The following is a 22,396-nucleotide window of genomic DNA, read 5'->3' as shown; positions in this document are numbered from 1 at the left end:
ATGCAGTTCGAGATCCATTCTCCCTTTTCTCCAGCAGGGGACCAACCCAAAGCCATCGAAAAATTAGTGGAAGCCGCCCAAAGAGGCGATCGCTACCAATGTTTACTCGGAGTTACCGGCTCCGGAAAAACATTTACTATGGCCAATATGATCAAAGAATTGCAAAAGCCTACGCTCATCCTAACGCATAACAAAACCTTGACGGCCCAGCTATATGGCGAGTTTAAGCAGTTTTTCCCAAATAATGCGGTAGAGTACTTTGTTTCTTACTACGATTATTACCAACCAGAAGCCTATGTGCCTTCTACCGATACCTATATCGAGAAAGATTTAGCCATTAATGACGAGGTCGATAAACTACGCCTAAGAGCAACTTCCCAACTATTATCGGGCCGTAGAGATATTGTGGTTGTTGCCTCAGTCTCTTGTATCTACGGTATGGGAAATCCCGAAGACTATAAAAAAGGCGTGATGCGCCTAGAAGTTGGCCAAAACATTAGCCGAAATAGCCTACTCTACCAACTGGTAGATAGCTTGTACGCCCGTAGCGAAAATAGCTTTGAGCGAGGAGAGTTCCGCGTGCGAGGCGATACCCTAGATATTAACCTCCCTTATACCGATTATGGCCTCCGCCTTAGCTTTTTTGGCGATGAAATCGACGAAATTGAACGCATAGATACCGAAACAGGCAAAAAATTAGAAGACCTTAGCGTAGTGGCTATTTTCCCCGCCAACCTTTATGTGGCCCCAAAAGATCGTATGCAACAAATCATCCGACAAATTGAGGATGAACTCCGTGAACATTACGAATATATGGAGGAGGAAGGCAAACACCTAGAAGCTAAACGCCTGCGGGAACGTGTCAATATGGACCTAGAAATGATGCGCCAACTCGGCTATTGCTCTGGCGTAGAAAACTATTCCCGCTACTTCGATGGTCGACAAGCTGGCGCCCGCCCTTTTTGTCTACTCGATTATTTTCCCGAAGATTTTCTCATGATTGTGGATGAGAGCCATGTAACTATGCCGCAATTTAGGGCCATGTATAGCGGCGATAGAGCCCGAAAAATGTCCCTGATTGAACATGGCTTCCGCCTGCCCTCAGCCCTAGATAACCGCCCACTCAACTTTATGGAGTTTGAAAGCCTGATGCGACAGGTGGTTTTTGTGAGCGCTACGCCCGCCGCTTACGAATTAGAAAAAACAGAGGGAGAAGTGGTCGAACAAATCGTCCGTCCCACTGGCTTACTCGATCCTCCTATCGAGTTGCGGCCCAGCATCAACCAAGTGGATGATCTTATGGATGAAATCCGCAGCGCGACCCGCAAAGATCAACGGGTTTTGGTTACGACCATTACTAAACGGATGTCAGAAGAACTCGCAAAATATCTAGCCAAATACAATATCCGCTGCCGCTATATTCACTCTGATGTAGACACCCTAGAACGAGTGGAAATTTTGAGAGATCTCCGTTTAGGCGAATTTGATGTGCTCATTGGAATTAACCTTCTCCGTGAAGGCTTAGATCTGCCCGAGGTAGCCCTAGTCGCTATCCTCGATGCTGATAAAGAAGGCTTTTTGCGAAATGAACGCTCGCTTACACAGACCGCAGGACGAGCCGCCCGTAATGCCAATGGCCGCGTAATCTTTTATGCCGACAAGATTACGCCCTCTATGCAAAGAACGATGGATGAAACCAATCGCCGCCGCAGCATTCAAATGGCCTATAACGAAAAACATGGCATCACGCCCACTACGGTCCTCAAATCTAAGGATGAAATTCGCCGCCAAAGCTCGGTCCTAGATGGCCGCCTGCAAGGCAAGGAATACGAACAAGAAGACCAACAAAACTTGGTGGCCGAAGACCCCATCCTCAAAACGATGTCTAAGGAACAACTGGAAAAAGCGATCGAAGAGGCCCGCCGTAAAATGAAAGAGGCGGCCAAGGCCACCGACTTTTTATCGGCCGCTCAATATCGCGACCAACTTTTTGAATTGCAAGATTTATTAAAAAAACGCTTTGGCGCTTAATCCTCATCTAGGCCCAAAAAGGCAGCTAATTCCTCATTTTTTGGCCTAAATACCCTTTCTTCGGGCAGAAGCAATTCACTGAGCTGCCCTGCATCAATTTTTGCTTTTTGGGCCAAAACAAAGGGACGCAAATCTATAATTTCTACGATCATTTCTTGGTTGAATTGCTGCAATAACTCGCCTTTAATGCCCAATTGGATGGCTCGTCGCTCTTCTTTGCCGCCATAAATATTATGGTCGGGATCCCATTGCAACCGAGCTTTTTTCTGTTCCAAATCCTTGCGCCAATTTTCTCGATCAACGTAAATTTCGGCCTTAAAGGAGCTATAAGCCGATTGGGCCAAAATCTCTTCAAAACCCGATTTTTTGATCCAAATGCCCAAAATATATTCTTGGCCCACTTTGCTGGCCCAACCCGCCCGAAACATCATCCACAAAAAGTTGGGCTTGATCCATGTCATTCTCGAAAAGCTGTAATGCGCTCCCCCAAACTGCTGATGCGCCAAAGCATACTGGGCAATTTCAGGCCGAAATGCCTGATACACCAAAATTTCATCGCCTCTTTCTTGGGCCAAAATATGCTGCCCCTTTGGCGGAATCCCCGCCAGATAATCCTGATAATTTACTGTTTTCATTTTTTTCTCTTCTAAAGCTTGCTCGGCGGCCTATAGTTCCCATTGGGAAGTAGTTGTTTTTGGGGCCTCCGCTGAATATAATGTGGCGGCGGTTACTCCCTACGGTCGTCGAACTGCGAACTAAAGTTCTTGTTGTCGCTTTAGGGCTCGCAGGTCTGCTCGGCCCTTCGCCAGCTTTGCTGGCTCGGTCTGGCGCTGCGCGCCACCCTGTCGCATCGCTAGTCCAGGCGCTTTGCGCCTTCTAGATGCAGAAGGGCCGCTTTGGAAATAAAAATGAAAAAAAGCTCAACCTTTTTTGGGGAGCGTAGTTTACTAATAGAACTTAAGCAACTTAGACAGCTCCTGATGGAGCGGTTAATTTAAGTCAGCTCATGCGCTTATGACGCATTTAAAGTTTATTCATGGGTTTTAGGGTTTAGTTTTCAACTTTGGTCCTCTTGAAGAGGGCCAAAGTTTTTTTTTAGCGCATTTGGCCTAGCGATGTGGAGGGGTGGCCGCAGGCCAGACCGAGCCGCTTTTGGCGGCGAAGGGCCGAGCGAATAGCGAGCCCCGCAACGTAGCGCCCGCCGCAGGCGGGAGGCCCCAAAAACAAAAAAATGAAAGATATTAAGGCCTATTTGGATGAAAAAGTGGCGCAATACAACCGACCAAATTTTATCAAAGATGATCCGATTAGTTTGCCGCATAGTTTGAGTAAGGCGGCTGATCGGGAGATCATTGGCTTTTGGGTGGCTGTTTTGGCTTGGGGGCGTCGGGCCAGCATCATTAAGAGTGGAAAGCGCTTGTTGGAGTTGATGGATTATGCGCCCCATGATTTTATTGTGAACCATGAGGAGGCGGACCGTAAGGCATTTTTGGACTTTAAGCATCGGACATTTCAGCCCACGGATGCCCTTTATTTTTTGCATTGGTTACAGCAATATTACCAAAAAGAGGATAGTTTGGAGCAGGCATTCGCGCGGCATCTTGGGCCAGAAGATGAGCATGTTGGGCCGGCTTTGCTCGGCTTTGAGCAAGACTTTTTTGCCTTGGAAGAGGCCCCGCAGCGGACTCGGAAACACATTGCTACTCCTGCGCGGAAATCGGCTTGTAAGCGTTTAAATATGTTTTTGCGTTGGATGGTTCGCCGAGATGAGGCGGGGGTAGATTTTGGGCTTTGGCGGCAAATTTCGCCTGCGCAACTACTGCTTCCATTAGATGTGCATGTCGGTCGGCAGGCGAGGGCCTTGGGGCTTTTGCAGCGAGAAAAAGACGATTGGGCGGCTTGTTTGGAGTTGGGGCAAGCTGCTAGAGCGCTTTGTGCTGAAGATCCTGCAAAGTATGATTTTGCTTTGTTTGGGATGGGGGTAGAGGGGGAGTTATTGTAGGAAGTTTTGTATTTTGGGAGGGAAATAAATTACAAAAACATCAAACAATTAACGATGAGTCAGAAAGGGCCTTGTTGCATAAATCATAATTTACTGATTAGTAGCAACTTCTAACTTGATAACATTAAGCTCATTTAAAATTTGAATACGCATCAGCACTTCTTGTTTCTGCATCTTAAAGCTGAGCGAAGAGAGCCGTTCAGAGAAAAAGTGCTTGAGTCGCATCATTGCAGTTTCGCTTAAATTTTGACGATGATAGCCTAAATCTTGTTTCCAAGCAGCCGATCCCAACTCCCAGATATATAAAATATCATCGTTGCGATAACTATCGACTAGCTCTCCATTTTTTCCTTTTTTTAGGCGAGCATTTTTACGTGGGGGAATCAATGGAATCGCCCCAGCCGCACAAATTGCTTCTCGACATTTTATTTGGTCATAGGCTCCGTCTGCGTAAACATGGGTAATATTCAAGGATTTCATTTTTTTCATCAGCTTTGGAAGCTGAGAGGCATCGGTTTTTCGCTCTGTGGTAATCTCTACGGATAAGATTTCTCCTGTTTTATCATCTACTACTAAATGTACTTTAATCCAGCTAGAACGCTGTTTTTCTAAATATTTTTTCATTAACCATTCTCCCTGTCCTTTGGTTTTAGTCCTGTACTATCTATCGCTATAGATCTTTCTTTATCCGTTTTTTTAGGCTTAATATTCAGTTTTAGGTTCTTGACTCTACGACATATTTGGCTAAAAGATATCGGCCTGACATCCAAATTATATTTGGAAATGACGCATTTTAGAATACCTTCTAACTGTCGATACCCAAATGAAAAAAGCACTTTTAAACGGAATAAATAGCGAATAAATTCATCAGAAATTGTTTTAGATCTGCCACGTTTTGAGCGCTTAGCGATGAGGTTTTTGCTTACCAAAGGCGGAAACCAAACATTAAAAAGAAACTTACCTTGGGCGGTATAAAATCTGTTGATTAGTGCGTAGTTCTGTAAGGTTTTTTCTACTTTTGTCATGGGACAGCTCGAGGTTTTATTGTTCGTCGAAAAAACTTAAATCTACGGGGCTTGTCCCTTTTTTTATGCCTAATTCGAAAGGTTTTTTGTAATTAGCTGATTTGAAGGGGTTTATTTATGCAACAAGGCCATGGCATTTTAGAATCACAATAATCTTTATAGTGTCCATTTATTATGGTCAAAAGCAAGTCAGATTTATGATGTTGATTCTTTTGTGCTTTTTCAAAGAGACTTCGGATAGCTTTTTCTGCTTTTGGCTCAATAGTCTTTAACCAATCTATGTATATCATTCCCTAATTTTTAACTAAGAGTTACTCACAAACATAACTATTAAATTTCTCTGACCAGCCTTCTTCTAAATCTACATCTAACCGCCTCTTTATGAAACTATTAAAATCTATTTCCCATTTGTCTCCCATCGCTGTTTTTAGTTGAACTATAGGTGATAATTGGTTTTTGATAAGACTTGGAGTAGATTTTGACTTATCAGATAAATGCTGAGGGGGACATTTATAGTGATATTTTGCAATAATCTCCCCATTAGGTGATACTATTTCTCTCTGTTCATTTAATACTAATTCACTACTTATGATGTTATCAAAGACAATAGGAGGAAAGCCATAATGGAATTTTTGGTTAATGATTGTTAAATCCAAAATCTGCTTATCAATCTCTAACCATGAATGCCAACTAATATTAGTATTTGTTTGATGAGACCAAACTTTACAGGATTTTGGGAATCCTTCAAAAGTCTCAAAAAAACCAACTCTCCATTTACAAGGAACTCTATATTTTTGTAAGAAACAATACAATAATGCAGAATTAGTATGGCATAACCCAGCTTGACTTGAGGCAAGTATTTCTAAAAAAGCATTTGAAAATTGAGCTATTTGCTCTTTTGTTGTTCCTATCTCTTGAATAATAACTTCTTGCCAGTAGGGAACTTTTTTTAAGAAAAAAATGTGTTGTTTCATTTTCAAATTATTTAAAAGGGTAATTTTAGATGTATTCTTTAATCATGGTTTTCTAAAAACTGCATAGGAGTAAAAAACTTAATTTTATATTCTTCAAGGTCGCTTTTGGCTTCCTTTTTTGCAGTTTTCAATACTTCTTCATCTCTTACATTAGTAATTACTGAAAAAAGTATTTCTTTCCAACCTTCATCTAATTTGACCAATTTATCTTTAGCTTTTTTTATCTTAGCGATTGCTCCTAATAAGTTGGTTTTTAGTGCATCAAAATCCTTGTTTTTGAACATTTTGATTTCTAACACTTCAGTAACGTAAATATCTGCCTCACATTTAATTATAAAATCTAATTCCACATCTTTTGCTCCTTCTATATATCCATTTTTAGTATAGTTTTGCCCCTTTAAATCAAGGAGATATTCAATAGCTCCAGCTAATAAGCCATCATTTTGCACTATTTTTTCATGAACTTTATCATAAATTCGATAAGGAACGATGTGCAGCATTTTGCTCCCACAATTAGGACACTTTAATTCATTTTTGCTTGGCTTTATATCGGTTGTGCTTACACATTTGAAGCTCTTACATTCAACGCATTCATAGTGTCCTTCATAATGTCCTCCAGACAATACCTCAAAATCATATAAGGCGTCTAATAACGCTAATCTCTTTTTGTATTCTTTCTTATTAGCAGGTAATAAAGAAGCCCCAAACTTTAGGTTCGCATCATATAGGTTGCGTTTGAACTTATAGTTATACATCTTAACAATAGTATCTACTACTTCCCTTAAATCTAAAGCATTTTTAAGATTGATTGATTTCACTTCCTCAATAACCATATTTTCAAAGTAGTTAAAAGCATCTTCAAAATTTTCAAATTGAATATTCGTTGGCAATAGATAAGTATTGATGAGATGCTTAGTTATCGACATTCCCAAAGGCACTTCATTTTGCCAATCCTCAAAAATTTTTTGAGCAATTTGAAATAGTGCATTATTAGGGGTTTCCAAGTTAAAAGCTGGAATTAGTTGCATCCCTTTTGGAAACTTTGATTGTAGATAAGTTTTTATCTGCTCTTCTACCAGATAGTTTTTTGCAAATTCTTCAAAAAAATGATTTACTTCCAGTTCTTCTTCTTCCAGTTTGAATATTAGTAATTCTGTATCTTCCCTAACACGGTTAATGTTTGTAATAAAAATACGAGGCATATAATGGTGCTTTGTTGTAATTAACAAATCAACCTCTTTTTCTAAAAGCTCTGTTCGATGTTGTAAGAATATTGTTCTACATTCTTCACTCTGCCAAAACAGCTTAAAAAACTTTTTTGTAATTAAATCCATGTTCCAATTTTTAGTGTATACCGCCCCCTATCAGCCAGACCAAAATCAAGCTAGTTTTGAAGAAAAATATCGCTCCTCTGGAAGCTCATCATTGATTCCTTGATGTCGTCTTTCTTTATTATAAAATTGAAAATAAGCTTTAACTCCTACTTGCAGCTCCCAACCATTTTTATATTCCTTAATATAGATGTCTTCATATTTTACAGACCTCCACAAACGTTCAATAAAAACGTTGTCTATACGGTGACCTTTGCCGTCCATACTCAGTTTAATCGCTTGATCTATAACATGTTCTGTAAATACACTGGCCGTAAATTGACTACCTTGATCTGTATTCAAAATTTCTGGCTGCCCATGTTTCTCAATAGCTTCTTCCAAAACAGATCGGCACCATTCGCTCGTCATTGTATTCGAAATAGACCATGAAACTACATAGCGACTATAAATATCTATTATAGCTACCAAATACATAAACCCCTGAGGCATTGGTGTATAGGTGGTATCTATCGCCCAAACCTGATTGGATCGAGCAACTTTTAATCCTCTCAATAGGTAAGGATATATTTGGTGACCAGCTCCTTTATTTGGCCTTGAAGTATGAGGACCAGGCAAAATAGACCGCAACCCCATTATTTTATAATATAAGCGTTCTATTCGCTTTATATTAACTTGGTAACCCAAATCTTTTGTCAACTAAGTATGCATTCGTTTTGCTCCTTGTCTGGATGTTGCAAATAGTGCTCATCCATCAATTGCATCAAGTTCAATGCAGTTTGTGGAACTGGCTTGTAATATACTACTGAACGATTGATCCCCAGTATTTTACATTGCTTGCGAATGCTCAGGATTGGGTGGTTGGGGTCTACTTTTTCCCGCTTCTCTTTTGAGCTTTTTACTCCAAGGCTTTTTTTAAAAAATCTACCTCCACTTTTAGTTCTCCTATCGTACGGAGCAAATTTGCCTCTTTTTCTGTCGCTTCTGCCTTCTTCTTTTCTCAGCCAAGGCTAAATACTTCTTCGGCTCCAGCCAAAAAAGCGGACTTCCAATTGCTTATTTGCTGTGGGGAAAGCTCGTACTTTTGCCCTAGCTCTGCCAAACTCGACTGCTCTTTTAGGGCTTCCAATACAACTTTTGTCTTAAACTTTGATGTGAATCTTCTTCTTTTCATAAGTCCTAAGTTACACTTTTTCTGTTAGCTTACTAAACGGTTGGCTTTTTTGGGGGGTGATTAGTCAAAATCGTCAGAAATTTTCTTTAAAGTCTCTGAGGATTGGATATATTCACTTATACTATACTTTAACCTTCTTTAAATCAAGTATAACAGTTGATTGATTTTTATTACAGAAATATTCATAAATATCTTGAAGTAAGCGAGACTTCCCAAATCCTGCTGCCCCCAGTATGAAACTTCTATGCAATAGGGAAAGTTTATCAAATTCAATTTTGGATAATTTTCCCTCAACATCATAGACATCAACCTCTAAAAAATCATAATCGCTTTCTGTAGGAGCTATTTTAAGTGTAGGAACTATATACTTCTTCTTTATAATTGTTTGTATTACAACTACAAAAATAAGGATAATTTACTACAGATGCAATTAGAAAACAATTTATACTAAGGCCGTTTTACGTAAAAAATACCATCTAAACCGCCTGTTTAAATATGTTTTTGCGTTGGATGGTTCGCCGAGATGAGGCGGGGGTAGATTTTGGGCTTTGGCGGCAAATTTCGCCTGCGCAACTACTGCTTCCATTAGATGTGCATGTCGGTCGGCAGGCGAGGGCCTTGGGGCTTTTGCAGCGAGAAAAAGACGATTGGGCGGCTTGTTTGGAGTTGGGGCAAGCTGCTAGAGCGCTTTGTGCTGAAGATCCTGCAAAGTATGATTTTGCTTTATTTGGGATGGGGGTAGAGGGGGAGTTTAGGCTATAGAAGGAGTATAGTCTAAGCCAGAGTATTTTTGCAGAATCATTGGTTGAATCATCAGCTCTTGCAGATAATAATCGTTGATTTGTTGGGCCAAGGCATTTTTCATTTCAGCATCGGCTTGATTTTTCAGGAAGGGAATTAGAAACTCAATCAGTGTAAATTGAAGTAAGTGAGCTTGTTTGTGAAACTGTAGGGGGTCAAATTGCAACAACTCCTTAGCTTGATCAAAATTAGCATTAGCGATAGCTTCAAGCACTTTTAGGGTCTCGATATAGCCTTCATTGGGGCATTCTTTGGCATTTTCAGTGTAGATGAGGGGGAAAAACACCTTTTCGAGAATAGTTTTTAGTGGTAGTTCTGTAGAGAACAGGAGTCTTTTGATAATGTCATTAGTGGCATAGTTAATAAAATTGATTTCTGCTTTTTTAAGAACATCGAGAGAAACGTCTTCTAGGAAACCAGGGCTAAGTTCAAGACAGGCAATTGCTTTAAGAATTGCGGAAGCGTAAAGGAGTGCTTGTTCTGTGTTTTTATTGGTACAGTGGACTCTAAAAATATTTATATAATCTTCCATTTGTCCCCAGACGATATAGTCGATGCCAGATTCTTCTTGGAAAAGGCCAGAAATAGTTATAGTTTTTTGGAGTAAGTCAATGGCTTCATCAAACTGTTGGTCTTTGTATAAGTAAAAAGCGAGGGCGGGCAAGTGATTCAGGTCGACGAGCATTTGGAGAATTGGTTGCTCGAAAGGGGGGATTTGCTTGGCATTATTCAGCCAAAATTGAGCTGTTCCTAAGTCATTTTCTCTTGCAGCTGCTAGAGAATTTGTATAGCAAAGATGTAGATCCATAAGGATCATTTTTTCATCAATACTAAGGCGATCTTCAAGTTCTTCGATACAAACTTCAAAAACATGTTTGTTGCCAGCATAGCGAGAATCTTTTTCGATATTATGATGAGTATCTAGGTAATATTTAAGTTCAGCGATGAGGTCAATGGGTGAAGCAATCATGGTGAAATAGCTTAATTGTTAGGAAATAGAGTGAATATAAGAGGTTGGCTAGGTAGTGCCACCTTCCCAATAGAGATATACTCTTGTTTTAGAAAGCGTTGAGCATCTAGTTGCTCGCTAGAGAGGGTTAGATGAGTAGTATGTTGTTCATGGGTAAACTTTTTAATTTGGAACAGGTACTGCTGGCCATTTTCTAAGATAATAGAGAGGCTTTCTTGTTCCTCTAGCCATTTATGGGGTGGACAAACAGCGATCAACTGGTCGTTATCTTTTTTTGCGAATAATTCTACTTGTAAATAATTGGGGACTTTAATCAAGTATAGTGTTGTGCTTATTAACCCAATAATTAAAAATATAAATAAGAAGCTATACCTTAGTATCCAATGGGGTTTAGGTAACTTATCTTGTAGGCTATCTGTACTATGTATCATTTAATTACCAAGTTCTAATTGGTTTTTAATTAAGTGGAAGTAGGTTCCTTTTTTTGCAGTTAGCTCTGTATGGTTGCCTACTTCAACAATTTCTCCTTGGTCTAACACAATAATTTGGTGTGCATTTTTTACGGTGCTCAGTCTATGGGCCACCACAACTACTGTTTTATTCGTAAAAAAGTGATTGAGGTTCGTCATAATAATCTTTTCATTAGCGGCATCTAAAGCGGAGGTAGCTTCGTCGAAGAAAAGATATTGAGGGTCTTTATAAATAGCTCGAGCAATGAGTATTCTTTGTTTTTCTCCACCACTTAGCCCATTTCCATTTTGACCAATACTGGTATTTATACCTAAAGGCTGTTTTTGAATATAGCCTTCTAGATTAGCCATTTTTATAGCATGTGATAATCGGTCTGGGTCAAACTGAATATCATTAGTGGCTATATTTCGGGCAATAGTATCAGAAAAAATAAAACCTTCTTGCATCACTGCACCGCAGTTGCCCCGCCATTTTTGAGGCGATAATTTATTTAAATCTAAGCCATTAACAAGAATGCTATTATCTGGAGCCTCTTGAAATTTTAAGAGCAGCTTAATTAGGCTAGTTTTACCGCTACCACTAGCACCAACAATGGCAGTTGTTTGATTTTGAGGAATAAAGCAACTGAGTTGGTGTAAAACAGCAGGAGATTGTGGACCTTCATATCTGAAGGTGAGTTCAGTAATTTGAATTCCCTCTTTATGAGGTGTTTGGGGGATTTCATGAACCTGATTATCCTGTTCTTCATCAGGTTTTCTATGAATTTCCTCTAAGCGTTCAAGGCTGAGTTGAGTATCTTGTAGTGATCTAAAAAAAGTAATCAGTTGCTCTATAGGGCTGTTCATTTGCCCCACAATGTAAATAATACTCAGCATCGCTCCCAAAGAAATATTTCCAAGTACGACTTGTTGGGCAGCAATAAACGTAACCAAGATATTTTTAAATTGGTTAATAAATTGGTAGCCAGTAAGCTGGTATTGGTCTGTAGCTAATATAGAGATGTTGTTATTAAAGAGCTTAATTTGGATGTTTTCCCATTGTTCTCTTTTATAATCTTGTAGATTATTGAGCTTAATTTCTTGCATGCCATGCAACAACTCATAAATTGAATCTTGATTCTCCGCTCGATAAGCAAAGTTGGTAAAATCTAGTAATCTACGTTTGGCATGAAAAAGAAACATCCATAGAATAGCTAGCGTCGTGAACCCAAAATAAATGGCAATAATGCTCAAATTATAATAGGCCAAAATCAAAGAGAATACAAGTAGGTTGATAATAGAAAAGAGGGTAAGTAAACTCTGAGAAGTAAGAAAATGCTCAATCCTATTATGATCTTCCATTCGTTGAATGAAATCTCCAATTCGTTTGCTGTCAAAAAACTTAAGAGGAAGTCTCATTAGCTTAGACAAAAAATTAGAGAGAATGTAAATGTTCGTTCTACTCCCAATGTATAATAAAATCCAGTTTTTGATGATTTCTATAAAGGAAGCCCCTAGGAATAAAAAAAATTGCCCAATTAAGATTAAGTAGATGATGTTTAAGCTCTTGAAAGCAACTCCACGGTCTACCAATAGTTGTGTCATAAATGGAAGAGTAAGTGTGATTAAACTCCCGCCAATTAGGCCAACAAATAATTGAGCAATGTCTTTTTTATAAGGTGAAACATAACGAGCTAGCCCCCATACAGAGGCTTTCTTTTGTTCTACAACCTCTAATGATTGACTAAAAAATTTATCTGTTGGATTGAGGATAAGCGCAATCCCCTTATCCGCTCCTTTTTTCCAGTTTTCTTCAAAAACTTCTTGTTGCAAGGAAATTAAACCATACCTAGGATCTGCAACTTTAAAAATATATTTGCCCGAATAACTTCGCTTTATTTTGTATAAAACAACAAAGTGATTTTGATTCCAATGCAAAATGACTGGCGTTAGCTTTTCTGCTATGAGCGTTTCTAGGCTAAGTTTTACAGAAAGAGCCTCCATACCAATAGTTTCTGCCGCCTGGCTAATCCCCCTTAAGCTAACTCCATCTTTTGTAATATAAGATTGCTCTCTTAAATAATCTATACTATATGTTTTCCCAAAGTATCTTGCAATCATTCTGAGACAACTAGGACCACAGTCCATCTCATCAAATTGAGGGTAAAAAGGAAATTTGTTAAACATAATTAAACGCACTAACGAATGGAAAGATAGCAAATGATTAGCCTGCAGAATGACTTAACTCTAATCCACAGCCTCTGAGAGTAACTCACTCAGATTGTTATTCTGCTTGTACAGATATTCTAAGACTAAACGATCTTCAATGTTAAATTTGAAAGATGGACAAGCAGCTGTCTTTTCTAACCACTTCTGAGGACAACCACCACCACATACAGGCAAAAATTTACAACTCTTACACCAAGCATCTGAATGAGGAATGTTTTTGTTCCAATCTCTCATAGGATCTCGCTGGAATTCTTCCTCGGCTTTATCTAAATGGCCATACTGGTAAATTGTATTCTCATATAAAGGAGTATACGGAAGCTCCCAGCAAGAGTAAATGTTACCATAAGCATCAAATACTTCCGATTTTTCATCTACTACCATGCAAACTTTTTTATTCCTCGCCGGAATAAATTGCGCATACTTAAACCCTAACTGAATGGCTTCAATAATCCGCTCAATCTCATACTCCGCATACTCTTCTTTCGTCATCGATCCAGCAGATGCGTTGTTGTCGCCCCAGTCAGTAACTGGCTGAAAATCAAAGGTTATTTTATCCTGTAGCTCTAATGCTGCTAATTCCCAAACTAAAGATTTTATATTGTCTTTATTCGCATGATTAATATTACATCGAATCGTAATATTACAGTTTTTTTCCTTATAAATCGGATGACTCGTAACCGCTAAGATGTTTTTTATGATTACATCAAAAGTTTTTCCCCCTTTCTTCGTAAATCTTCGCTGATCATGCTCTTCCGCCGTCCCATCTAACGTAATCTGAAAATAAGTAACATCAAAATCTCTTGCTAATTCTACAAAAACGCGCTCTTTTAAACCAACTCCATTGGTCACCATACTCGCACTATAATGCAAGTTGTGCTCTTTGGCAATATCTTTTAATCTTGCTGTCAAACTGCGAATCTGCTTCATGGCCATAATCGGCTCCCCCCCATACCAACTAATCGCTAACTCCTGATGCCTAGACTCTACCTTCGACAAAATTCGCGCAAGCATTTTTTCCTGATGCGCCTCAGACATCATTTTGTCACTATGTACCTGTCCACAATAATCACAACCCAACTGACAGTTCGCTCCAGGTTGTATAGTATAAGAAAGTGTCGTACCGCTCTCTATACCCAAGTCATTCTCAGCCAAAATACTCGCTAGCTCATCTTCACTAGAACGAACAATAACCATACTTTGAATCAAAAAGGATAGATAATTAGAAGGAATCGCCCCAAAATCACCTTTCAATAAATGCTGATAAATTTCTTCCTTAATCGAAATAGCTTTTCCCGTTCTCGTAGCATAAATTATTCTTAAAGGTGCTTCTGAAGCCGTTTCTAACACATCCGTGACAACAAGGTATTTGGAAATTTTATAATAGCTCATATCGTATAATGTAAATTAAGATGAAGGAATAAATTAGGAATTACAACTGCTTATGTAAGTGAGGCTCTTATTTTTTAGGGGCTGCCCCTCCTTACAGTCGGGTCGGGCTGTCTCGCAGCTCGCTGATCGCTCGGCCCTTCGGTGCTTCTAGCACCTCGGTCGGCCGCCTTTGGCGGCCCTGCTGCCCATCCCTCAGCCTGCGGTGGCTTCGCCACCTGCAAACCGCAAGAAAATTTTAGCACAACTTATTTTATTACCCGATCTAATGTATTTTCATCCATAGTTTCTACGGAAAAAATATCTCGTTCACGGCCATAATTAAAGTTATACTGCAACGAAAGTGTCAGGGTCTGTACATCTCGATAATGCTTAACCTGCATTTTCTGCTGATAAAAATCAACGCTATTGCGCTCTACATTGGTCCCAAAAATATCAGCTAGATAAAGCGATACAGATAGTTTGTCTTGCAAAAAACGCTTGCGCAGATTGATGTCCATATAAAAAAGATGCTTGCTCTCATAAATGGCTATTGCCATAGGAGAACTATAATTAGCCACAATATCCATCTGCATCCAGTTCCAAAGACTAAAACTATGCATCAAATAACAGTTGGTGTTAAAGGATAAGGTCTTGAAGTTTTCTCCCTGGGCCATCCCGCGGCTATAAATTCCTGTTGGACTAACCTTAAAGCTAAGCTGCCCATATTTCTTTAGCGGCAGTTGCCCCCCAATAGAAAGCCCAAAGGTTGAATTCTGAAAGTTGATGTTTTGAAAGGTCTCTAAACTGCCTTCTCGCTCAGAAATTTGATTGATATAGTCAATCATTTCATTCTGAAAAAGGGTAAACATAAACTGGCCATTCAGAATATAACTCAAACTTCCGCTATGTGTAATTTGTGGACGAAGATTGGGATTCCCCAGAAATTGAGTGTACAAACCGGTGTAATATCGATAAGGACTGCGGTCAAAGAAACCTGTCCGCTGAATCGACTTACTATAAGCAAATCGAAAAATATGCTTATTGGATTTGAACCAAAGAACAGAGGCAGAAGGAAATAAATCAAAACGCTTTTGTTGGCTAGCCAGCCCCAAACGGTCGGCTCCTGCCAAATCACTATACTCTGCCCGCATACCTAAGTTCCACTGCCATCGCTTCCAAGAGGATTTCCAGCTTATATAACTAGCATAAATACTTTGGTCGTACTCAAATTGGTTGTCTTCTCCCGTAAAATTGATGTCGTTGTTCTTAAAAAAGAGACTATAGTAACTGTTAATGTAACTACGCTTGGCCCCAAAGGAAATGCTATGCGCATTTTTATTCCAATCAAAATCTAGCTGACTAATGAGCAGTTTAGCCCGACTCGTATCGGCCAACTGATAACTGAAATTAAAACTTTGGACAGGATCAAGTTGATTGATAAAATCAAAATTATACTGACTAAAACTCAATGGTTGAAGCTGCATATAGTTTATAGCAGCGGTCATCCCCCAATGTTCGCTGAATTGATTATGGTAATTGAGCTGGGCCTGGTAGTTATTAGACTGACTTTGAGTATGGGTTTGATTCTGTAAGAAGGAATCGGCAGTACTTAAAGAAACAGTTGGATCTCCACCAAAATAATCACTTTGATTAGTTACATTTTGCTCCGCAGGAGCATTGTTGGTAGAATATTCCCCCGATAGAGTCAATTGATGCTGTGGCCCAAAATTCCAACTCAAATCAGCATTGACATAGAAGTTATTCGCGCATTGGTCTTGCTGTAAATACGTATTAGAATAATAATAGGGTAAACTAACTTCAAAGGCTCTCTGGCCTTTTGTTACTGATTGAATTTTATTGTAGTCATAGCCCGCATTAAGATTAGCACTAAACTTATTCTTGTTATAATTAATGGAGGCACCAAGATCAGTTCTCGGATATATTCCCTGTGTGTATTTACTGTAAACTGTAGCCTGTACTCCCTCTAAAGTCCCCTTCTTCAATAAGATATTGATTACTGCATCCACCTCTGCATCATATTTGGCAGAGGGATTACTGATGATTTCTATGGCCAAAATAGTGTTGGGCTGAATGTTCTCTAACTTTAAATTGGTCCGCTTGCCATTGATGAGAATACGAACGTTTCCTTTACCCAAAACCGAGATGGCCCCATTTTGTACACTCACCTCAGGAGCTAAAGCTAAAACTTGCGCTGTAGACGGAAAAGTAGACAAAGAATTATCCGCTACATTCAAAATAGTTTTGTCTACATCAATCTCTAAAACAGGCTTTACTTTTTTAGCCTCAACAATTACTCCTTCCGCATATTCTATCGTCAATGAACCAAGATTTACGGAAATACTATCACTCACCAATAAAGAGTCAAACTCATAACTCTTAAACCCTACCCCACCATCTATAGCTATTTTATAATAGCCCTGAGCCAAATCTTCATACTTAAACTGCCCATTCTCATCTGGAAACCCACCATTGATTAGCGCTCCATCTACCTGATAAAGGTAAACTAGGGCAAAGTTCATAGGCTCTGCTTCTTCTGTGAATAATTGTCCAGAAATGATTTGCCCTATACTCATAGGGATAATTAAAATAGAAGCAAATAGGTGTAGAAGTACATTTTTAACCATGGTGGACAACAAAGTTTAATAAAAAAGTATGTGGCAAGACTCACATTTGTAAGTCTTACCACACTTAGTTAAATGAATTCACTTAGAGCAATATCCTTAATTACATTAGAACGACAATTTTAACCCTTTATATAGGCATCCTTGTCTAGGATAATAGTAGACTATCCTGGGGAAGAATACCCGAAAAGAAACGAAAATTCGCCCTCAAGTATAAGGATAGTTGCTTGTTCATGAGTTCAGCATTAGAATCTAAAGATAGACTATCCTTTGGGCTCTAATACGACATCTCTAAATTTGATGATGCAGGTAGTCTTTGTGCCACAATTAACTGTTTTTGTGCCACAACCTTCAGCACCACCTTTCACTGTCTCAGGATTGATGATTTCGATGTCTTGGTTTTGTTTAAGAGTCTTTAAAGCCTTCTTTAAATTTGAATTCTTCATGGAAATAAAGTTTTAAAGTAAAATAATGGCAAGTATAGCACTTTTTTAATTTTAAATCAATCCTTTGATTTATTTTTAATGCCTGATGTTATTTAGACTTATTTTTAATGTGTTTTTTAGGTAGTCACATTTTTTGATGAGTTTAAGTATTTTTATCCTAGCTGTTGTCTGTAAATACTTTGATCGATTTTTAAATCTAATTTTTTATAAAAAATAATAGATTTTAGAAAACTTGCTTTTAAGTGGAAGCCTCCTAACTGAAATGACTTTCTTCCCCCAAAAAGCTGTACTTTTGCAAAAAAAGGAGCAGTAGATGGGGTACATTTCAGAAAAGACGGTTCAAGAAATCTTCGATACCGTAAAGGTTGAAGATGTGGTAGGCGATTTTGTCCACCTCAAAAAAAGAGGGGCCAACCTGATCGGTCTCTGCCCCTTTCATGGCGAAAAAACGCCCTCTTTTACGGTTTCTCCAGCCAAAGGCATTTATAAGTGCTTTGGCTGTGGCGCTGGCGGAAATGCCGTGAATTTTGTCATGGAACACGAAACCCTTTCCTATCCCGAGGCCCTCCGCTTTTTGGCCCAACGCTATAATATCGAAATTGAAGAGGAGGAAAGCTCCGAGGAATATAAGGAACAACAACGCCTGGCCGATAGCCTCTATATTATCAACGACTTTGCACAAAAGCATTTTGCTGCCCAAATGCAAACGGATTACGGCCGCTCGGTAGGCCTTTCGTATTTTAAGGAAAGAGGCCTGCTGCAAAAAACAATCGACCGCTTTGGGCTAGGCTTTGCCAATGGCCGAAATAGCGACCTTCTACAAACCGCAAAAGCAAAAGGCTACGATTTAGAACTACTCCAAAAAGCTGGACTCGCCACCCAATACGGCAATGATTTCTTTAGAACCCGCGTCATGTTTCCGGTCCATAATTTATCGGGAAAAGTTCTCGGCTTTGGCGGCCGAATGCTGGGCAACAATAAGAAACAACCCAAGTATCTCAATACGCCCGAATCCGATATTTACCAAAAGTCCAAAATCCTTTACGGAATTTACCAAGCCCGCCAAGCTATCGTCAAAGCTAAGGAGTGCTATATGGTGGAGGGCTATATGGATGTGCTGGCCCTCAGCCAAGCAGGTATCGAAAATGTGGTGGCCTCTTCGGGGACCTCGCTCACCCCCGGCCAAATCCAATTGGTCAAACGCTATACGCCTAATCTGACCCTACTTTACGATGGTGATAAGGCGGGAATTAAGGCCGCTTTGCGTGGACTCGATCTGATTCTAGAGCAAGATATGAACGCTAAGGTGGTCCTGGTCCCCGAAGGCGAAGATCCCGATTCTTACTTGCAGAAGGTGGGCCTCAAGGCTTTTAGAGCGTATCTAGAACAACAGGCGACCGATTTTATCCTCTTTAAGATGAATCTTTTGCTGGAGGATAAGGCAGATGACCCCCTGGCCCGTGCCGAATTACTACAAGATATCGTGGGCAGTATCGCCAGAATTCCCGATAGCCTCAAACGAGCCACTTATGTCCGCAGCTGCGCCCAAAGACTCGAAATTAGTGAGCAAATTCTCCATGTCGAGGTGAATAAACGCATTGCTAAAGCACAAGCTGATGCCGAAAAAGATGCCCGCAGAGAAGAACGCCAACAAGCCCGCCGCCAACAAAGAGGCCAAGAGTTTCAACAGTTGGCCCCAGGCGAATTGCCCCCGCCTATGGAGGAGGACCAGTTTGGACCCGATGGCCAAGATGAATTTGGACCCGAAAATATAGCCGGCCCCAAAACAGACCAACAAACCGGACCCGCCCCCGTTTTAGGCCATTTTCAAGAAAAAGATATTTTGCGCCTGCTGATCAATTTTGGCGATAGAGCCTGGCCCGATACCGAAGAAGCCGATACTTTGGCCGAGTTTATTCTGCTCGATATGGGCGAACTCCTGGCTGAGTTTGATCACCCCCTTTATGCCGAAATTATCGAGCTTTGTATTGAGCGCTTGGACGAAGGCGAGCCTATCAATTCCCAGTATTTCACTCAACATCCCAAGGCCGAACTGGCCCAATTGGCCATCAATTTATTGGCCGATCCCTATATTTATTCGCCCGGCTGGGAACGCCTAAATGTCTACCTCAACTCCCAAGAAATGCCCGAGCAAAACCATGTGGCCGATGCCAAAAGTGGCATTCTACGCTTTAAACTTCACAAACAAGAGCGCCTTTTGGCCGAAAACCAACAGCAGATTAAGCAGCTCCAAAGCCAGCCCGACAAAATGGAGGACCTCATTCTGCACCTCAAAATTCACCAAAAGCTCAAGGCCCAACAAACCGAACTAGCCGCTCAGTTAAAGACGGTTATTTTACGTTGATGATTATTTTTTTGGGGCCTGCCGCCTTCGGCGGCCGGGCCTTTAGGCTGCAGACAAATGGCCTAGCGATGCGAAAGGGGGCGGCGAAGCCGCAGACCAAGGCCGTCAGGCCGAAGGGCCGAGCAGCCCTGCGAGCCCTGAAGCGTAGCGCCGCAAGGCGAAGCCGCAGCGGAGGCCCCAAATCCTAATCTACTTCCCATAAATTGATATAGATATGCGTGTGCAGCAGTCCCCCGCTTAGTTGGCGCATATCGGCGCTCAGGGCATTGGTATAGCTGCCTTTGAGCTCCCAAGTCCAATTTCTTCCATGATAAATTTCTAGGCCCAAAAAGGGACTTAGTTGAGGGGCCCAATTGACATCATTGCGGGCGACCCCGCCAAACTCTAGCCCAAAAAAGGGCAAGAAAAAGCGACGGCTAAGCTGCGTTTCAAAAGAAAATCGTCCCCCAAAACTGATGAGCAACATGCGGCTATTGCTTTGTTCTAGGCTTTGCAGTTGGCTAAATTGGCAAAAAAAGGCGAGTTGGGCTGGAGAGCCATCGCCTCCTTCCATTGTTTGGTTATAGAATTCAAATCCAAAAGAAGGACCATGAAAAGGCCCCGTTTGCTCGTATTGGATCGGGAAAAAAGTATTGTAGCCAAGGGCGGGGGCAAAAAGGCGGGGCCCCTCTTCCAAATATTCTTTTTGGGGACGTTTATTGACCTGCTCTTGGGCATTGGCCCAATAGGGGAGGAGCAGCAAAAGCAGAAAAGAAAGCATTTTCATAAGGCAATAGGGATTAAAGAATTTCAAGCTTGAAATTGATCGGTTGATAATAAATGATCTTGATGTATGCTCCAACTTCTAGATGCAGGCCCGACTGCGTTTTGCTGTCTATGCTCATCGCCTGTAAATATTTGGCTTGGGCATAAAGGGCAAAGGACCGATGATGCCAGAGTTCTAGGCCCAAAAGAGGAGAAATATGCAAAGCCATCTTTTTGGGGCTCCTCTTCAATCCTCCTGCCTCCAAACCATAATAGGGCAACAAATACTTGCGATCAAAATGGCTCTCGAAAGAGAAACGCCCGCCTAAACTAAAGACAAAGAGCCGCTCTTGAGGAATTTTAGAGCTCCTCAAAAAGCTGAAATGGAGTGAATAGGCTTGCTGGGCAGGGCGATTTTTGCCCTCGAAATCTTCGGTATAGGAATAAAAAACGCAGCCTATACGAGGGCCATCAAAGCCGCCATATTGTTGATATTGGCTAGGAATAAAAACATCATAGCCTAAATTTGGCGCCAAGAGAAAGGGAAACTCTGCCTCTTGTCCCCAAAGCGAAAAGGGCAGACTCAACAGCCAGATAAATAGGTAGCGCATAGACTAATTTTACCAAAAGTTGAGCTGTATGCTGCTACCAACGGTCCAACCACTAAGCGAACTATTGTGCTCGCCTGTAGCAAAGGTATAGCGGCTATTGATGCGCCAAGAAACACGCTTATTATGTATAATATTAAGGCCAAGAACAGGGCTAAATTGAAAGCTGTTGCCCAAATCAGAGCGGCCCATATTTCCTAAATCGGCCCCAAAATAAGGCACGAAAAAAGAGCGATATAGGCCTGTCTCAAAGGAAAACTCTGCACCAAGTCCCCACAAAAATTGCTGACTAATGCCTTTTTGAGTTTCGTATAAACGCTGCAGACGAACATACATATTTAAGTAGGCGGGCCCCCAGGTCTCGTCATCATAACTATATTGATAGAAGTTAAATCGAAAACTTGGGCCATGATAAGCATTGCCCAAACTATCATTGAGTGGCATATAAAAATCATAGCCTATTTCAGGAATCGCATAAGCCTCCCATGAATAATCTGGAAGCACTTTACAAATGGCTAAACTATCTTGCTGCTGAGCTTGTAAGGCCCAGCTACTAAACAGAAGAAGCAACAATAAATATAATCGCATAAATAGGGGATTTACCAAACGGCCACCGAAACGCCCGCCTGAAGTTGAAGACCACTGTACTGATCAAATTCTCTGTTGTTTACATAAGGATATTGGGCCTGAATATGGACCAAAACTCGCTCGGCCTGATAGATATTAAAACCCAAAACTGGACTAAACTGAAAGCCCTGCTCTGCCGAACTTCTCGATATGCCGCCTAGCTCCAAACCATAATAAGGCACCATAAAATGCCGACGAATACCTCGCTCAAAAGAACCCAAAGCCGAAAACCCCCAATAACTTAGATTCTCGCCCCCTTTTTTGCTGCTGCCCAACTGGCTGTAGCGCCCTTCTATCCGCAGATAGCCCAGCATATCCTTATCAGAATTGCCAACGCTGAAAATCACTATCTGGGCATTGATACCGTGAAATAAGCCCAAACTATCCATGTTGTGCTGAGGAATGAAATTCGTATAGCCCACACCAGGCATAAAAAAACGCTCCCAATCTAAACTGGCATCGGGCCTTTTGTCTTGGCCCCAAACAAAGAGGGGAAGGGCCACCAACAAGATCCATAGGAATTTTTGCATAATCTTTTGCTTTTGCTCAATTTAAGAAAATTTTCAAGACCAAGACCTTGCCCCAAATGATTTTCAAAGGCCCAAAATGGGAC

Annotated in this window: 21 protein-coding genes and 1 pseudogene; 4 read left to right on the top strand and 18 right to left on the bottom strand. The window is 40.7% G+C overall.

Features of this window, described 5'->3' with window-relative positions; all coding sequences use genetic code 11:
• Positions 1 to 2,031 carry an excinuclease ABC subunit UvrB gene (gene uvrB / locus PPO43_RS06560; RefSeq protein ID WP_272621014.1) on the top strand — a complete coding sequence of 677 codons (2,031 nt, stop codon included), beginning with the start codon at positions 1 to 3 and terminating at the stop codon, positions 2,029 to 2,031.
• Here the strand turns inward: uvrB and PPO43_RS06555 are convergent.
• A complete protein-coding gene (locus PPO43_RS06555; RefSeq protein ID WP_272621013.1) occupies positions 2,028 to 2,666 on the bottom strand; it encodes a DUF4291 domain-containing protein in 639 nt (212 codons plus the stop codon). The two genes, uvrB and PPO43_RS06555, sit on opposite strands and share 4 nt — an antisense overlap.
• Positions 2,667 to 3,262: 596 nt before the next feature.
• On the opposite strand from PPO43_RS06555, the gene PPO43_RS06550 reads away from it, so the two are divergent.
• Positions 3,263 to 4,033 (top strand): TIGR02757 family protein, encoded by a 771-nt coding sequence (locus PPO43_RS06550; RefSeq protein ID WP_272621012.1) that lies wholly within the window; start codon positions 3,263 to 3,265, stop codon positions 4,031 to 4,033.
• Between the two features lie 90 nt (positions 4,034 to 4,123).
• Here PPO43_RS06550 and PPO43_RS06545 read toward each other — a convergent pair whose 3' ends face one another.
• From PPO43_RS06545 to PPO43_RS06515, 7 genes are all read right to left on the bottom strand, one after another.
• On the bottom strand, positions 4,124 to 4,657 hold the full coding sequence (locus PPO43_RS06545) for an IS5 family transposase (RefSeq protein WP_272621011.1): 534 nt from the start codon (positions 4,655 to 4,657) through the stop codon (positions 4,124 to 4,126).
• Positions 4,657 to 5,058: a transposase gene (locus tag PPO43_RS06540; protein WP_272621010.1), complete on the bottom strand. Its 402-nt coding sequence runs from the start codon at positions 5,056 to 5,058 to the stop codon at positions 4,657 to 4,659. The genes PPO43_RS06545 and PPO43_RS06540 overlap by 1 nt, the downstream gene beginning before the upstream one ends.
• A gap of 92 nt (positions 5,059 to 5,150) precedes the next feature.
• Complete coding sequence (locus PPO43_RS06535) at positions 5,151 to 5,348, bottom strand: hypothetical protein (protein ID WP_272621009.1); 198 nt, start codon at positions 5,346 to 5,348, stop codon at positions 5,151 to 5,153.
• 21 nt (positions 5,349 to 5,369) lie between these two features.
• Positions 5,370 to 6,032 (bottom strand): hypothetical protein, encoded by a 663-nt coding sequence (locus PPO43_RS06530; protein WP_272621008.1) that lies wholly within the window; start codon positions 6,030 to 6,032, stop codon positions 5,370 to 5,372.
• Between the two features lie 38 nt (positions 6,033 to 6,070).
• Positions 6,071 to 7,366, bottom strand: coding sequence for a hypothetical protein (locus tag PPO43_RS06525; protein ID WP_272621007.1), 1,296 nt, complete (start codon positions 7,364 to 7,366; stop codon positions 6,071 to 6,073).
• A 45-nt stretch (positions 7,367 to 7,411) separates the two neighbouring features.
• Positions 7,412 to 8,059 (bottom strand): IS3 family transposase, encoded by a 648-nt coding sequence (locus PPO43_RS06520; protein WP_272621005.1) that lies wholly within the window; start codon positions 8,057 to 8,059, stop codon positions 7,412 to 7,414.
• A gap of 301 nt (positions 8,060 to 8,360) precedes the next feature.
• Complete coding sequence (locus tag PPO43_RS06515) at positions 8,361 to 8,534, bottom strand: transposase (protein ID WP_272621003.1); 174 nt, start codon at positions 8,532 to 8,534, stop codon at positions 8,361 to 8,363.
• Between the two features lie 480 nt (positions 8,535 to 9,014).
• Between PPO43_RS06515 and PPO43_RS06510 the strand changes: the two are divergent.
• Positions 9,015 to 9,296, top strand: a pseudogene (locus PPO43_RS06510) (DUF2400 family protein); the annotation flags it as partial.
• Here the strand turns inward: PPO43_RS06510 and PPO43_RS06505 are convergent.
• The 6 genes from PPO43_RS06505 to PPO43_RS06480 all read right to left on the bottom strand — a co-directional run bounded on the left by PPO43_RS06505 (position 9,286) and on the right by PPO43_RS06480 (position 17,439).
• Positions 9,286 to 10,305 (bottom strand): hypothetical protein, encoded by a 1,020-nt coding sequence (locus tag PPO43_RS06505; RefSeq protein ID WP_272621001.1) that lies wholly within the window; start codon positions 10,303 to 10,305, stop codon positions 9,286 to 9,288. The pseudogene PPO43_RS06510 and the gene PPO43_RS06505 overlap by 11 nt on opposite strands.
• Before the next feature lie 11 nt (positions 10,306 to 10,316).
• Positions 10,317 to 10,622 carry a hypothetical protein gene (locus PPO43_RS06500; protein WP_272621000.1) on the bottom strand — a complete coding sequence of 102 codons (306 nt, stop codon included), beginning with the start codon at positions 10,620 to 10,622 and terminating at the stop codon, positions 10,317 to 10,319.
• A 114-nt stretch (positions 10,623 to 10,736) separates the two neighbouring features.
• Positions 10,737 to 12,941 (bottom strand): peptidase domain-containing ABC transporter, encoded by a 2,205-nt coding sequence (locus tag PPO43_RS06495; RefSeq protein WP_442985435.1) that lies wholly within the window; start codon positions 12,939 to 12,941, stop codon positions 10,737 to 10,739.
• Positions 12,942 to 13,001: 60 nt separating this feature from the next.
• Positions 13,002 to 14,372 carry a radical SAM/SPASM domain-containing protein gene (locus PPO43_RS06490; protein WP_272620999.1) on the bottom strand — a complete coding sequence of 457 codons (1,371 nt, stop codon included), beginning with the start codon at positions 14,370 to 14,372 and terminating at the stop codon, positions 13,002 to 13,004.
• Between the two features lie 245 nt (positions 14,373 to 14,617).
• A complete protein-coding gene (locus PPO43_RS06485; RefSeq protein WP_272620998.1) occupies positions 14,618 to 16,996 on the bottom strand; it encodes an outer membrane beta-barrel family protein in 2,379 nt (792 codons plus the stop codon).
• A gap of 260 nt (positions 16,997 to 17,256) precedes the next feature.
• The gene (locus PPO43_RS06480) at positions 17,257 to 17,439 is read right to left on the bottom strand and encodes a hypothetical protein (RefSeq protein ID WP_272620997.1); all 183 of its coding nucleotides are present in this window, start codon (positions 17,437 to 17,439) and stop codon (positions 17,257 to 17,259) included.
• Positions 17,440 to 17,752: 313 nt separating this feature from the next.
• On the opposite strand from PPO43_RS06480, the gene dnaG reads away from it, so the two are divergent.
• Positions 17,753 to 19,804 carry a DNA primase gene (gene dnaG / locus PPO43_RS06475; protein ID WP_272620996.1) on the top strand — a complete coding sequence of 684 codons (2,052 nt, stop codon included), beginning with the start codon at positions 17,753 to 17,755 and terminating at the stop codon, positions 19,802 to 19,804.
• 184 nt (positions 19,805 to 19,988) lie between these two features.
• Here the strand turns inward: dnaG and PPO43_RS06470 are convergent, their stop codons facing one another.
• From PPO43_RS06470 to PPO43_RS06455, 4 genes are read right to left on the bottom strand one after another with little or no spacing between them, the layout of a single operon-like run.
• Entirely contained in the window at positions 19,989 to 20,570 is a 582-nt protein-coding gene (locus tag PPO43_RS06470; protein ID WP_272620995.1) for a hypothetical protein, read from the bottom strand.
• 13 nt (positions 20,571 to 20,583) lie between these two features.
• Positions 20,584 to 21,159, bottom strand: coding sequence for a hypothetical protein (locus PPO43_RS06465; protein ID WP_272620994.1), 576 nt, complete (start codon positions 21,157 to 21,159; stop codon positions 20,584 to 20,586).
• Between the two features lie 9 nt (positions 21,160 to 21,168).
• Positions 21,169 to 21,744 (bottom strand): hypothetical protein, encoded by a 576-nt coding sequence (locus PPO43_RS06460; RefSeq protein ID WP_272620993.1) that lies wholly within the window; start codon positions 21,742 to 21,744, stop codon positions 21,169 to 21,171.
• Between the two features lie 11 nt (positions 21,745 to 21,755).
• Positions 21,756 to 22,313, bottom strand: a complete 558-nt coding sequence (locus tag PPO43_RS06455) for a hypothetical protein (protein ID WP_272620992.1) — start codon at positions 22,311 to 22,313, stop codon at positions 21,756 to 21,758.
• Positions 22,314 to 22,396: the final 83 nt, after the last annotated feature.

Origin of the sequence: Saprospira sp. CCB-QB6 (genome assembly GCF_028464065.1) — a bacterium.
Classification (GTDB): Bacteria; Bacteroidota; Bacteroidia; order Chitinophagales; family Saprospiraceae; genus Saprospira.
The sequence above is the reverse complement of the archived record's forward strand: the minus strand, read 5'-3'. Positions and strand labels throughout refer to the sequence as shown.